The organism is Prolixibacteraceae bacterium (assembly GCA_019856515.1).
Taxonomy (GTDB): Bacteria; Bacteroidota; Bacteroidia; order Bacteroidales; family Prolixibacteraceae; genus Halosquirtibacter; species Halosquirtibacter xylanolyticus.
Window position 1 is genome coordinate 755,415 of record CP082230.1, and the last position, 13,843, is coordinate 769,257.

At 34.8% G+C, this 13,843-nt stretch carries 10 protein-coding genes; 5 read left to right on the top strand and 5 right to left on the bottom strand.

The annotated features are described in order from the left end of the window. Positions 1 to 5 precede the first annotated feature (5 nt). Entirely contained in the window at positions 6 to 1,463 is a 1,458-nt protein-coding gene (locus tag K5X82_02650) for a RagB/SusD family nutrient uptake outer membrane protein (protein QZT37806.1), read from the top strand. Between the two features lie 177 nt (positions 1,464 to 1,640). On the opposite strand, the gene K5X82_02655 is transcribed toward K5X82_02650, so the two are convergent. Next, positions 1,641 to 2,150: a hypothetical protein gene (locus K5X82_02655; protein ID QZT37807.1), complete on the bottom strand. Its 510-nt coding sequence runs from the start codon at positions 2,148 to 2,150 to the stop codon at positions 1,641 to 1,643. A gap of 492 nt (positions 2,151 to 2,642) precedes the next feature. Here K5X82_02655 and K5X82_02660 point away from each other — a divergent pair, with 492 nt between their 5' ends. Beyond that, a complete protein-coding gene (locus K5X82_02660) occupies positions 2,643 to 4,433 on the top strand; it encodes a KAP family NTPase (GenBank protein QZT37808.1) in 1,791 nt (596 codons plus the stop codon). Between the two features lie 14 nt (positions 4,434 to 4,447). Here the strand turns inward: K5X82_02660 and K5X82_02665 are convergent, their stop codons facing one another. Further along, positions 4,448 to 5,896 carry a transposase gene (locus tag K5X82_02665; protein ID QZT37809.1) on the bottom strand — a complete coding sequence of 483 codons (1,449 nt, stop codon included), beginning with the start codon at positions 5,894 to 5,896 and terminating at the stop codon, positions 4,448 to 4,450. Between the two features lie 531 nt (positions 5,897 to 6,427). Here K5X82_02665 and K5X82_02670 point away from each other — a divergent pair. Further along, a complete protein-coding gene (locus K5X82_02670; protein QZT37810.1) occupies positions 6,428 to 6,748 on the top strand; it encodes a hypothetical protein in 321 nt (106 codons plus the stop codon). A gap of 755 nt (positions 6,749 to 7,503) precedes the next feature. Here the strand turns inward: K5X82_02670 and K5X82_02675 are convergent. Continuing rightward, entirely contained in the window at positions 7,504 to 8,952 is a 1,449-nt protein-coding gene (locus K5X82_02675; GenBank protein QZT37811.1) for an aminoacyl-histidine dipeptidase, read from the bottom strand. A 233-nt stretch (positions 8,953 to 9,185) separates the two neighbouring features. Between K5X82_02675 and K5X82_02680 the strand changes: the two genes are divergently transcribed. Further along, positions 9,186 to 9,839, top strand: a complete 654-nt coding sequence (locus K5X82_02680) for a PorT family protein (GenBank protein QZT37812.1) — start codon at positions 9,186 to 9,188, stop codon at positions 9,837 to 9,839. A 93-nt stretch (positions 9,840 to 9,932) separates the two neighbouring features. Here K5X82_02680 and K5X82_02685 read toward each other — a convergent pair whose 3' ends face one another. Next, positions 9,933 to 10,835, bottom strand: a complete 903-nt coding sequence (locus tag K5X82_02685) for a hypothetical protein (GenBank protein ID QZT37813.1) — start codon at positions 10,833 to 10,835, stop codon at positions 9,933 to 9,935. 189 nt (positions 10,836 to 11,024) lie between these two features. Between K5X82_02685 and K5X82_02690 the strand changes: the two genes are divergently transcribed. Continuing rightward, entirely contained in the window at positions 11,025 to 12,473 is a 1,449-nt protein-coding gene (locus K5X82_02690; protein QZT37814.1) for a transposase, read from the top strand. Positions 12,474 to 12,487: 14 nt separating this feature from the next. Here the strand turns inward: K5X82_02690 and K5X82_02695 are convergent, their stop codons facing one another. Then, a complete protein-coding gene (locus K5X82_02695) occupies positions 12,488 to 13,183 on the bottom strand; it encodes a hypothetical protein (protein QZT37815.1) in 696 nt (231 codons plus the stop codon). Positions 13,184 to 13,843: the final 660 nt, after the last annotated feature.

Consider the following 13,843-nt stretch of genomic DNA (forward strand, 5'->3'; position numbering starts at 1 on the left):
AAATTATGAAGAATATATTATTTTCAATCACCCTCTTGACTTGTCTGATGTGGACTAGTTGTATTGATTTAACAGAAACGCCTGAATCCATTTTAAGTCCCGAATCTTTCTACAATACAGAATCGGATCTACAAGCGGCCATTGTTGCTTGCTACAATCCTTTTTTAAATAAATATGAAGGAGTAGATGTACGATCTTGGTCCATGCATATGGGAGCAGATGATATGACCTCTAGAAATGGAGCAAATAAAACAAGGCTTTTAGATCCTGACCGATTCGTCAATTCCCCTGACAATATTGATAATTACAAATATTGGACAGTTCTCTACAAAATTATTGCGAACTGTAACATGGTCATTGCAAACTATGAAAAAGTATCGATGGATAAGACGAAACGTAATCAATTGATTGCACAAGCTTTCTTCTTGAGATCGTATGCATACTTCTGTGCGGTAAAATTTTGGGGCGACATCCCTCTTATCACTAAACCATTAACAACGGACCTGTATGGTGTTCGACGAAATTCGAAAGAGAAGGTATATGAACAAATTATAGCAGATGCCAAATTTGCAGAAACCAACTTGCCATTAATATGGAAAGAGCAACCAGGGGCAGCAACCAAAGGGGCAGCAAAGACACTCCTCGCAGATGTTTATCTTACCATGGCTGGATGGCCATTAAAGCAGACAGAAAAGTACGCTGATGCTGCAAATAAAGCAAAAGAAGTTATCGACTTAGGACTATATAATCTTGTAGATGATTATAAAGACCTTTATAATTTAGGAACTAAGAACAATAAAGAACACATATGGAATATACAAGCCAATAGAGAACTTGGATACGATTCAAAATTTGGAATAACATTCCTACCACCTGACGAACATGGATGGAGTGATTATGTGGCAGAAATTAAATTCTTTAATAATATGCCTGACAATTATCGTAAAGAAGTTACTTACTATACAGTTTTTACAGTCAAAGGAAAACCAGTAAAATGGCAAGATGGAATCGTTGGCAAACCTTATTTTTCAAAATATTGGGACACAAATGAAGCTAGAGATAAGAAACAGGCAAGCGGAAGTCATTTGTTCCCTGTATACAGATATGCAGAAGTACTACTTATTTATGCAGAAGCACAAAACAAAATTTCAGGAGGTCCAAGTGCATCATGCTATGACGCAATTAACAAAATTAGACGTCGTGCCAATAAAAACATTGCTGATGATGCTCCTATAGGTCTAAATGAACTACAATTTGATCAACTAGTATTTGATGAAAAAGGATGGGAATTTGCGGCAGAACAAAAACGATGGTTCGATTTGGTAAGAAAAGAATTGGTAGAAAAATATAATGAGGGAAACCCTGACATTATTACTACAATTACAAAACAAAAATACCTTTTCCCTATTCCATCACAAGAACTTGACAGAAATCCTCAGCTAGGACAAAACCCTGGATATTAAAATAAAACTTATTGGGAGTGTTTATAATAGACACTCCCAATAAGAAACTAAAGTTGATAGGTTTCAACTCTTAATTTAGACCATATTTAAACGATTCACACCAACTCTATTTGCAAGCAAAAGAATAAGTAAATACATCTTGTTTAGAAAAATCTCAAGGATTCCCAACTATGCTTTTTACCATGTCCAATTCATTAACACATGTAACAAAGCTGATAAGGCCATTATTCCAGAGAAGATATCCGCTATCCATTGTTTTTTTACATCCACGAACACAGAAAAAGAGAGACTCTTTAAATCTACATTCATCTTATTTGATGACATTCGACTCTTGATCACTGAATTCAATGCAGCATGTCTCTCCCTATAAGATAAGATCGTCTCATAATTAATAAGATGAGGCTCTGTTTTCTCTAGAAAGTAAAAAAGGCGAGTAACACTATGGACATTCTCCACGGCCCATAACAGCCACTTAATCTTTAAATCTTGGTAGATCACCACCAACACAAGTCCAAAAAAAGGAACTAAAAACCAGACCCAATGTATTTGCTCTACAACGCCAAAGTAAATAACACCAATAACCAACAAAAGAGCATCTATCATCACACGAAAATTGACACTTTTATTCTTCCTTCTCAATACTTCATAACAAGTTAAATACTCCTTGTCCAACATGCTCTTCTCCATATACACAGATAACGTGATCTATAATTTAGTTTGCCAATCATAAATATACTGTTTATAATAAAAGCACCAACCCAAACAATCACATAACATTTTATTCCATCCCAATCCATGAAGAAGAGAAAAACCCAATTTAATAGAATCCTCCTCAAACATCTACGCCTCAATCATATTTACAGAAGAAATTACAGTTCACTTCTGATCAATAATTTCATCTAATGAATATATTATCATAATACATTTTACATATCTTTAAGCTCAATACAATCAACTCTAAATATGACCGACAAACGTCAAATAGCAATAGACTACTATCATAAGATCTGCCTCTTTTTAAAAAGAGATAACATACAATGTTTAATAGTTCCGATACTTACAGTTTCTATATACTCTATTTACAAGGAAAGCCTTATAAAGCTACTCTTCATCTCACCTCTCCACTACCCTTTCACCCTAACAGAGAACCTCTCTCCCCTCCAATCTCTTATACTATGCATGCTTATCTTTATAGGGATTCTCTCTATTATTCACCAATACGGTAAAAAGTGGAATATTAGACACCTGCACAAAAACCAATACACTGTCGTATTCACATCTGCTACGATATATTTTATTGAGCGTATACACCCACATCATATTCAGTTTTTTCCTAATACACCCATTAAATACCTTGACCCTATCGTTGGAAGCCTATTGGTCATCAACCTCATTTTTTATATTAAAGAACAATTTCCATCATACAAAGACTCTCATAAACTAGATAATAAACAAGTGATTGAACTGAACACTTTCGCGCCTAATAAAACGATGGAGCAAAGCCCACAAAAAGACCAAGTATTTGGAGAGACATCATCCATTGCTGAATTTAATTCATTGTCTCAAGAAAGGAAGAATCTGATTATTTCCGTTTCAAATGCCATCCATCAACACAACGAGTCATTTGAATTCTCTATCGCCATCACGGGAAAATGGGGATCGGGAAAATCAACAGTCTTAAACCATATAGAAAATGGACTCCATCATATCAATAAACATAAACCACCTAAAGAGACAACAAATGTAACGGTTCACTTTAATCCATGGGCAGTAGATAAAAAAGAAGGGTACCAAAAAGCATTAATCGATGCGTTTATCAAAGCCCTCGCTAAGTACGACGAAAGTTTCAAAGAGAAGTTCCAAAGCTACCTTAAAGCCATACTGACCGACTATAACACCAAAATATCTAACTACTTTCATCTGCTTCAGAGTAGAGACCCGAAGAGTAAGTTTGAACAGATCAACCAAGCATTGATCAAAAATAACCTACGTTTAATTGTCTTTATCGACGATACCGACCGTCTACATCAAGACGAGATTTTCAGTCTATTCCAACTGATCAGAGCCATTGGCAAATTCAAAAACACATTCTATGTCACTGCCATTGATAAGGACTATATCACCCAGAGTCTCGAAGGGAAAATAGAACGTCCTGAATCATACCAAGACAAGATATTCGACCTATCTATCGCTATTGACGACAACACAAACTTCAATCAACTTGATGGAATACTAAACGACAACGACTTTAAAGAGTTTAAAAATGCCATCAAAGAAGACCTAAAAGATATCGAACAACCAAAGATCATGTATCTCGCCAATGAAACAGCTCCCCCACCACCATTAGATGAGATCCTAAGCAGCTTATTTAAGAGTTATAGAGATGTGAAACGTTTTCACAATACATTCTCTTTTTACAAATATTACACGAAACCATATTTTAAGCCACTCGATTTATTTCTCTTCTCAATATTTCAGCACTTTCTATTTGATGACTATTTAATGATTAAGCGAGATCATCTTGAACTCAACAAATCAATTCTATTTGAAGTAGTTGCGAATGAGAACGACCATATGAGCCCTAGAATCGTTAAGCTGAAAGATATTCCAACCTCCTTATTCAAGCATGAGACGACATCTAAAATACTTAAATTACTTCTCTGTCGTAAAGAATATAATATTTCGACACTGCTTTCAACTCAAGACTCATATTGCTTTAAAGAGTACTTTAAACCATTGATTGAATTTTCAAATGATAAGCAAAAACTCTTATCATTATTCAAAACAGAGCCCATTTTTTTGCCTCAGGATAAAAAATTCACAGAAGAATACACAACCTTAAGCAAGAGCCTGTTCGATAATTATAATGTTTCATTCTTTTCGATAGACCTTAAAGAGGAACTATTATCTCGAGACCATACTGCAAAATATCTTCTTCAAAACTGTTTATATTTCTTTCTATATAACTGATGTTTCCCATGTCTTTATTCAGGTTCATAAACCATTGATTCAATGAGCCTAAAGAATTTATTATTTTCGGGTTTATTTTTAAGTACACTGATTATCAATTCATTAAAATCACTATCGATGATTTCTGCGAGAGTTCTCATCAATTCGAGGATAAAACCCCAAATTCGTTGTACTATTACAAGTTCCATTCCTTGATCTTTTACATGAGCAAAGATTCCACCTAGCGTCTCATATGCCTCGAACCTTTTTGCTAAACTAAAAACGTTAAACTCAATAATAGCTACAGATAGATCTGCTATTTGAGCATCAAAATCACTCGATTGAGATTTTCCTAAACCAAAATAGTTCTTTGATTCCTTAAAAAAGACCTCAATACTCCATCTAATACTATATATCTGATAAGCTTTCTCTATGCTCAGCTTTGTATTTGAAGATACCAATAAATGCCATTTCCCTCGCTTACTGTTCTTGCAAAAGAATAGTTTTACATCTGTACCTTTATATTTCACTGTGACTTCTGCACAATATAGACTAAGTGACTTTACCCATTTTACTCTCTTTCGCTGTTTAAGTAAGAGAGCAAGTTCTTTGGTGCTATATTCTTTGTCTTTGAAAGAATATTTAGCACTAGACATCTTAGCCATTGCAACAAGATGCATACCATTAGAGATCACAGTTTTTAATATTGAATCACAGAAGAACCAACTGTCCATAAGTATGTAGTCTACTGTAATTCCTTGTTTAATAGCATTTACCATCATCTCTTTTGCCATCGTTATTTTATCAATAACGAGTTCTTTCTCTCGGTTAAACCCATTACTCTTTGTTGATCGTTTCTTTGAGAACTGTTTTTTACGTTGTTTGGCAGTGAGTCCAAATGGAGTCTTTTTATTCTTCCCTCTTTCTTTATGTAGAGAGAAGTCCAATGTAAAATAGCTTTTGCCATCCCATAAACCTAGAAATAATCCTTTAAAACCAAATATATAACGATGGGTTACATGCGACCATATTTTACTAACATGTTCAGTTTTGTAGGTAGACTTCTCAAAATCAGTATCGTCAATAATTAAGCATCTTTCTGCTTGATTACAGTCATCAGAGTGAGAGTTTTTGGCTATTTGACCAAAGAGTTTATTATTACATGATGAAACTATAGTACGCCAATCTATCTGGCTGTTATTTTTAAATCGATAGAATGTATTCTTTTGTGCTTCTAACATCTCTGATAGATAATGCTTACTGTAGCTATAAATATTAGGGATAGAGAAAATTGGGAAAAGTAGTAAGCCTAATAGTATGTCACCTTTGAAGTAAGTAGACTGAGGCAACTCTTTATTTCCTAATTTCAGTTGTCTTAAGTTGAGTAACTTGTAAAGGCTAATAATTCGATTAATTCCTTTTTCACTTGAACTGAAAAAACTCTGTGTCTCTGAAAAAACTTTTGTACTTTTATTCTGAAGCATGATTTATTTGGTTATTGGAACAACATTAATTTACTGATAATTAATGAATTATCAAAATAAACATGCTTCTTTTTATGCTGTAAATCAAGATGTTAGCCTACATGGGAAACATCAGTATATAATTCAATTGACCCAAACCTATCTTTATACTCAGAAATTATTTATCGTTGTTTAACCAAAGGTTATCTTAATCAAATAAAATTCGACAAGAGAGAGATAAACACGATCATAACCGATAGTAATCGATCAACCGCTTCTATCATTATTGGTACAATTATTTATGAATATTTTATTATACTCGAATCTCAGAGCAACGAAGAGAATCAAGCCTCTGGACATATATTAAATACCGATTTTCCATACACAAAAAGTGAACTCCAAGAGATTCAAAAAGAGATATTTGATAAAGCGATCAAAGAAAAAGCAGCCCCTCAGACAATCATCACGATCTTATACAACTGCAAAGACAGTTACAATAAAGGTAATTTCACACTACGTACTGATTGCATAGACATTGCCAAAGAGTATCTGATGTCCAGCCATATAAAATTTCTTATTGACAATTTAATAACATCATTCGAGAATTCTGACCAATACTATTATTATCAAATACACTGGACAATCTATCATCTCTTCAACCAAAATAAGTCCGAAATAGATGCACTAATTGAAAAAGAGGAAGATACTGAGATCAAGGCCAAACTCAACGTTCTCACCAATAAATACTATACTGCAAACAGGCCGGGTATCAAGTATTTCACACTTACAGATGAAGAGTGGGAAAAATATCACGACAAACATTTTACCAATATGAAAAGACACAAACTCAACCAATCAACTCCTACAAATTAACTATGGACAAACCTAATTGGACAGACATCAAACCCCTCACAAAGCAACCAATAACAACATATGAATCAACTCTATCCATGCCTACTAATTTAAGAGAATCTAGACAGAGTTAATTTGACACCGTTCTCTGAAAAGTCCAATATGCCCCATACAACAAGATAAAATTGCACTACCCCTACCCATTATAGTTCCCCCGTAATTAACAGGGGAATACAAGCTACTTAATAAGTCCTTAACCCATCCCTAATCTATCCTTAATCCGTCCTTTGCCCATGATTCGTCCATCATTGATCCATGGTTCAGTCATCGAAAACCCCGAAATCGATGGACAAACCATGGACGAAGCATGGCTAAACCATGGACAAAGGACGGATTAAGGATAGATTAGGGATGGATTAAGGCAGGGGAAGGTAGGACGTAAGGCAGGGGGAAGTAAGGGGCATAAGGAAAGTGGGCCATCTAGATCTATACATCAAAATAGAACTGATCTGACATCATAATGTTCAGATTTTAAATCAGTTGTATATTTAAAAAAGAAGACTCTATAAAAGACAACTACTCTTAAATCCATGCCACTATCTGAGTCCTGTTCTCATAGGTCTGAAAGTTTGGATATTGAATACTAGAATTTGTTCTGATACAATTTTATTTTGTGGTTGAAATTTTGATGGATTAAAGCAACACCACTGTTTTGTAAACCAAACAAGGAGCTGTGTGATGACAACTCCTTGTTCTTGTTGAATCGATATAATGGATTATAGTTTTTGCAGTACATCAAGAAGATGAGCCCAAAATTTCTCCACTGTTTTAATTTCAATTTTCTCCATTGGAGAGTGAGCCAAACGGATAGTTGGTCCGAAAGAGACCATATCTAGTTGCGGGTATTTTGTTAGGAATAGTCCACACTCTAAACCTGCATGAATTGATTTCACTTCAGGTTCTTGACCAAATAAAGCGGTATAAGAATCACGAACGACTTTCATAATTGGTGACTCTGGGTTTGGAGCCCACCCTGGATATCCATCGCTATGTTTTACATTGGCACCAGCAAGACGGAATACGGATTCAACTTTACTTGCTGCAAATATCTTTCCACTGTTAATATCACTTCGTTGACTTGTAGTGATATGGATTTTATCGTCTCTAAATTTCACAGAAGCGAGGTTCGTAGATGTTTCAACCATACCTGGCATACGATAGCTCATAGCCAAAACACCATGTGGACAACACATCAATGCATTTAATAGACGAAACTGAGTGTCTTTGTCGATGAGATATGCAGGAGCTTCTGCTGATCCAATATCCATTCTTAAGTTTGGTTCAGTCATCTCCCATTCGTGCTCCATTTCACTACGAAAAATATTAAAACGTACGATAATATCTTCCTTGTCTGCTTTAGGAACCATGATGGATGCAGAAGCTTCACGAGCAATTGCATTACGAAGGTTTCCACCATCAATATGAGCAATGCGGAGATCATAGTCTTGTGCAATAGCCCATAAAAAGCGTACTAATAGTTGGTTAGCATTGGCTCTACCTTTATTAATTTCGTCACCTGAGTGGCCTCCTAAAAGACCTTTAATCTCAATAGACAGAGGGAACATATTTGGATCGACAGCTTCTTTATCGTAATTAAAATCAGCTAGGGTATCTATACCACCAGCACAACCAATAAAGATCTCGCCATCGTCTTCAGAATCAAGGTTAAGAAGGATTTTACCTGTTAACATATCATCTTCTAACTCCATTGCACCCGTTAACCCTGTCTCTTCGTCTACAGTGAATAGACACTCTACAGGTCCATGTTGTATATCTTTGTCTGTAAGTACAGCCATTTGTGCTGCCATTCCAATACCACAATCGGCACCAAGAGTAGTATTATCAGCACGAACCCACTCTCCATCAACTACAGGAATAATAGGATCCTTGTCGAAATCGTGTACTTTATCATTATTTTTTTCACAAACCATATCCATATGAGACTGAAGGATTACAGTTGGTTTCGATTCCATTCCAGGAGTCGCAGGTTTACGCATCACCACGTTACCAATTGTATCACGCTTGGCTTCTATTCCATTTTTCTCAGCAAAGTCCAAAAGGAATGCGATAATCTTCTCTTCACGTTTTGATGGTCGAGGCACCTGACATATTGCATCAAAGTGATCCCAAACTACCTTAGGGTTAAGGTCTTTTATTGTTGTCATCTTTGTTATTTTTATTTGTTTCTATAAAACGTAAAGTTATCATTTTTTTGGAGGGTAATTACATATAAAACTCATAATCCTTCTTCTTTTTTGCTAATAATCTGAGTAACAATTTTAATTATGCAAAACAAAAAAAGGAGTGGGAGCAGTAAAATTTATTGCAAAAGAGCGTATCTTCTCTATCTTTGTTATTGTACATATTATGCGAATATGATAACTAATACTGAATTATAATGAAAAAACTATTTATTGTTGCGATTCTATCGCTAGTGTCCACAGGAGCCTTTGCCCAGTTGCCAGTGAATTTAGGTTTAAAGTTTGGATGGAACTCATCGACGGTATCAACGTCTAATCTTTCAACAAATCTTAAAGATTATAGTCCAACCAATAACAATGGTTATCTGATTGGAGCCTTTGCTCGTGTAAACTTGAAGAGTTGGTATATTCAACCAGAGTTCTATTATGCAGTTAAGAAAGGGGAAACAAGCTTTGATTATACAGGAAATCTTGAAGATCCGATTACTGTTAATCAGACGATTGACCTTAAAACCGTAGATATCCCTGTGCTTTTAGGGTATCGTATTTTCGATGCTAAACTGTTATCAATGAATGTTTTTACAGGCCCTGTGATGTCAATCAACACAGGAAGTGAAATTGATTTTGGTGATACTCCAAAGAATGTTAAAGATAAAATGCTAAATGGACTTAAAGATCCTTCTGGTGTTGATTGGGCATACCAATTAGGACTTGGATTTGATGTTGCTTTACTTACAATTGATGCTCGTTATGAGTGGGGACTTTCAAATCTTGAAAACGGTTTGACTAACGTTAAGTTTAATCAGAAGTCAAATATGTTTACTCTTTCAGTTGGATGGAGATTCTTGTAAAAAGAACTTAGTGTCACTACGTTTTTATCAGCGAAGTGTGTAAAATATAAAGCGCCATAACTTCTTCTTAAGTATGGCGCTTTTTTCATTTACCTATTCAACCCAGAGTACCATCCCTGGGCATGATATATCTTCTTTATCATTTTTCATTGTACCAACCTTATCAATAAGATCCCCTGGAATAGTAATCACTCTTCCATTGACAATTACTTTGTCACTAATATCTAATGCCTCTTTGGATAATAGATCTTGTCCTAATACGGTGGGATTAACTGGCAGTTTATTCTCAAACTCAAGTGTTAAAGTCTTGAAGTAACCAAAAACACCAATATGTTTAGACATTGGAGCTTCCTTTAAGATTATATCCGCTCGAGGTGTCATCCAGCTATGACTCGGATGTACTCGTCCTTCAGTTGCAATAGCAACCGTGCCATTAGGAAATTTAGAAGCCAAAACGTATGGAACCATACCATTTGCTTTAACTTCAGGTAATGCAATGTTTCTTGTCATAATAGAAGGTGCACTTTGTCGAACCATTTGATCAAAAGTAGCTGCATACCATGTGTGATGATTTCGAAACACAATACTATCGACAAGGTAGTGTGTAGAATATCTATACGTACCGTATCCAGCATTCATTGGTGGTGCAATACGTTGCCACATAGCAAAACGATCCATTTCATTTAATCTCTTGTCCACATGACGATCTCCTGCAATTTGGGCATGATAATCTATCCCTTTATAATGCCGAGGAGTCTTCATTGGATGTCTTTTAACCGCTACGGTAAGTCCAAGTGCGGCAGCAACATTACAATCGTCTTGCACATTAAGAAATGCTCTATATTCTGGATTCCCTGCTGTTTGACGAAGTATATCATCAACTCTTTGTAGTGTAGTAGTGGTTACTAAAAGAGGTGCAGCATCGTAAGTCCTAAATACATCGGTATGTTGGATTACATCTAATGATTTTTTTGCTTTTAGAGATGTACTGTTCATTGTGGTTCCAGCTACTGCATTTAATTTCTGGGTGGTTTCATTTCGTTGGCTATATACCGAGGGGTAGTAATTAACTGATGTTTCCCATGTAGGCTAACATCTTGATTTACAGCATAAAAAGAAGCATGTTTATTTTGATAATTCATTAATTATCAGTAAATTAATGTTGTTCCAATAACCAAATAAATCATGCTTCAGAATAAAAGTACAAAAGTTTTTTCAGAGACACAGAGTTTTTTCAGTTCAAGTGAAAAAGGAATTAATCGAATTATTAGCCTTTACAAGTTACTCAACTTAAGACAACTGAAATTAGGAAATAAAGAGTTGCCTCAGTCTACTTACTTCAAAGGTGACATACTATTAGGCTTACTACTTTTCCCAATTTTCTCTATCCCTAATATTTATAGCTACAGTAAGCATTATCTATCAGAGATGTTAGAAGCACAAAAGAATACATTCTATCGATTTAAAAATAACAGCCAGATAGATTGGCGTACTATAGTTTCATCATGTAATAATAAACTCTTTGGTCAAATAGCCAAAAACTCTCACTCTGATGACTGTAATCAAGCAGAAAGATGCTTAATTATTGACGATACTGATTTTGAGAAGTCTACCTACAAAACTGAACATGTTAGTAAAATATGGTCGCATGTAACCCATCGTTATATATTTGGTTTTAAAGGATTATTTCTAGGTTTATGGGATGGCAAAAGCTATTTTACATTGGACTTCTCTCTACATAAAGAAAGAGGGAAGAATAAAAAGACTCCATTTGGACTCACTGCCAAACAACGTAAAAAACAGTTCTCAAAGAAACGATCAACAAAGAGTAATGGGTTTAACCGAGAGAAAGAACTCGTTATTGATAAAATAACGATGGCAAAAGAGATGATGGTAAATGCTATTAAACAAGGAATTACAGTAGACTACATACTTATGGACAGTTGGTTCTTCTGTGATTCAATATTAAAAACTGTGATCTCTAATGGTATGCATCTTGTTGCAATGGCTAAGATGTCTAGTGCTAAATATTCTTTCAAAGACAAAGAATATAGCACCAAAGAACTTGCTCTCTTACTTAAACAGCGAAAGAGAGTAAAATGGGTAAAGTCACTTAGTCTATATTGTGCAGAAGTCACAGTGAAATATAAAGGTACAGATGTAAAACTATTCTTTTGCAAGAACAGTAAGCGAGGGAAATGGCATTTATTGGTATCTTCAAATACAAAGCTGAGCATAGAGAAAGCTTATCAGATATATAGTATTAGATGGAGTATTGAGGTCTTTTTTAAGGAATCAAAGAACTATTTTGGTTTAGGAAAATCTCAATCGAGTGATTTTGATGCTCAAATAGCAGATCTATCTGTAGCTATTATTGAGTTTAACGTTTTTAGTTTAGCAAAAAGGTTCGAGGCATATGAGACGCTAGGTGGAATCTTTGCTCATGTAAAAGATCAAGGAATGGAACTTGTAATAGTACAACGAATTTGGGGTTTTATCCTCGAATTGATGAGAACTCTCGCAGAAATCATCGATAGTGATTTTAATGAATTGATAATCAGTGTACTTAAAAATAAACCCGAAAATAATAAATTCTTTAGGCTCATTGAATCAATGGTTTATGAACCTGAATAAAGACATGGGAAACATCAGTAATTAAGATTTGGAGTATCCCATTTCGAATTAAGAGGACCAGTACCTGTAATATGTTCAATGATCAATTCTGGATAGATTACATCTTTTATCTTCGTTGCATAGTAATGTGTGATATCTCCACCGTCGATTTTCCAATATCTTATTCCTGCATATTTGCTCCATTCAATCATTTGGCGCATCTCCTGCTCTGTTTTATTTCCTCGAAACCAAAGGCCTAAACCCCTCCATCCAAGCTGTTCAATATCTTCATTCATCTGTTTAATACGATCTTTTGCAGATAAATTCGTATATCTTGGGAAATCTTTCTTATCAAGTATTGATGTGAAAAATGTATTCTCTTTTATATTTTTGTCCTGCCAACCATGGTCGATAAGAAAATAGAAATCACTTCTGGTTTTAGGTAACATTACAACAGCCATACCATTAGGACCAAAAACGGTCTCTTCGGTAAGTTGATCTCTAGCAGCCTGATTGGTATAGATATTTTTTGGGTCAACTTTTTCTACTTTTTGCCCTTTTTTGATCAAGTAGTTCTGCCAATACCAAGTACACCAATAGTTCGGATTTTTACTAGGAGCTGTTGGCACTAAATTCCTATTTTTATCCACACAGCCAACATGTGTAATTAATGCCATACTACAGAGTAAAAGCACGAAGGTTTCTTGTAATAGTTTACAATTCTGTTTCATCGTTTTATTAGTTAATCATTAGTTTTTGTTTATGGTCACCGTATGTAACCAATATAATCATTCATAGTTTTATGTATTAAAAATAGTAATAATTTTGCCCCCTACAGATCTTAATGCCTGATAAATAGCTTTTCTATTGTTTCACATTTCATCGTCAGAAAATTATATAGTAGTAAAAACCAATAGGGGCCTTCTATTTTAAATTAGAAGACCCCCTACAGTTTAACTAAACAAAAAAGAATTACATTCGTTACAGACAATGAAAGATCAAGATATACATATCTCCCTGACATTGAAAGTAGTCGATAGAATGGAAAATATATCACATGCTTACTTTAAGAAAGCATCGGGATATTAACAACAATACCAATACAGAAATGATCGATTAACGACTGATCTATGTCACATATATACTTTGCATAGAAACATGATTATTGGAAAAACTATGCCCCCTTAATTTCACACTGTTCAAGCAAAATATAATCGATAGTATCTCAACTATCATTTCAAAAAAGCATCGGTAGTAAGATGACTATCAGATCTAAAATTCAGAGCCCGTCATCATAAATAATTGAATCGAAAGAGGGAAAGCATCTATTTGAGAACAAGACACTCCACTCATTACTGAATCATCAAATTATATAGCTTTATCACTTAAAA

Bases quoted from the DNA above. Each gene is read 5' to 3' on its own strand.
- K5X82_02675 (QZT37811.1), bottom strand. From the start codon at position 8,952: ATGACAACAATAAAAGACCTTAACCCTAAGGTAGTTTGGGATCACTTT.
- K5X82_02650 (QZT37806.1), top strand. From the start codon at position 6: ATGAAGAATATATTATTTTCAATCACCCTCTTGACTTGTCTGATGTGG.
- K5X82_02685 (QZT37813.1), bottom strand. From the start codon at position 10,835: ATGAACAGTACATCTCTAAAAGCAAAAAAATCATTAGATGTAATCCAA.
- K5X82_02670 (QZT37810.1), top strand. From the start codon at position 6,428: ATGTCCAGCCATATAAAATTTCTTATTGACAATTTAATAACATCATTC.
- K5X82_02680 (QZT37812.1), top strand. From the start codon at position 9,186: ATGAAAAAACTATTTATTGTTGCGATTCTATCGCTAGTGTCCACAGGA.
- K5X82_02655 (QZT37807.1), bottom strand. From the start codon at position 2,150: ATGGAGAAGAGCATGTTGGACAAGGAGTATTTAACTTGTTATGAAGTA.
- K5X82_02660 (QZT37808.1), top strand. From the start codon at position 2,643: ATGCTTATCTTTATAGGGATTCTCTCTATTATTCACCAATACGGTAAA.
- K5X82_02690 (QZT37814.1), top strand. From the start codon at position 11,025: ATGCTTCAGAATAAAAGTACAAAAGTTTTTTCAGAGACACAGAGTTTT.
- K5X82_02695 (QZT37815.1), bottom strand. From the start codon at position 13,183: ATGAAACAGAATTGTAAACTATTACAAGAAACCTTCGTGCTTTTACTC.
- K5X82_02665 (QZT37809.1), bottom strand. From the start codon at position 5,896: ATGCTTCAGAATAAAAGTACAAAAGTTTTTTCAGAGACACAGAGTTTT.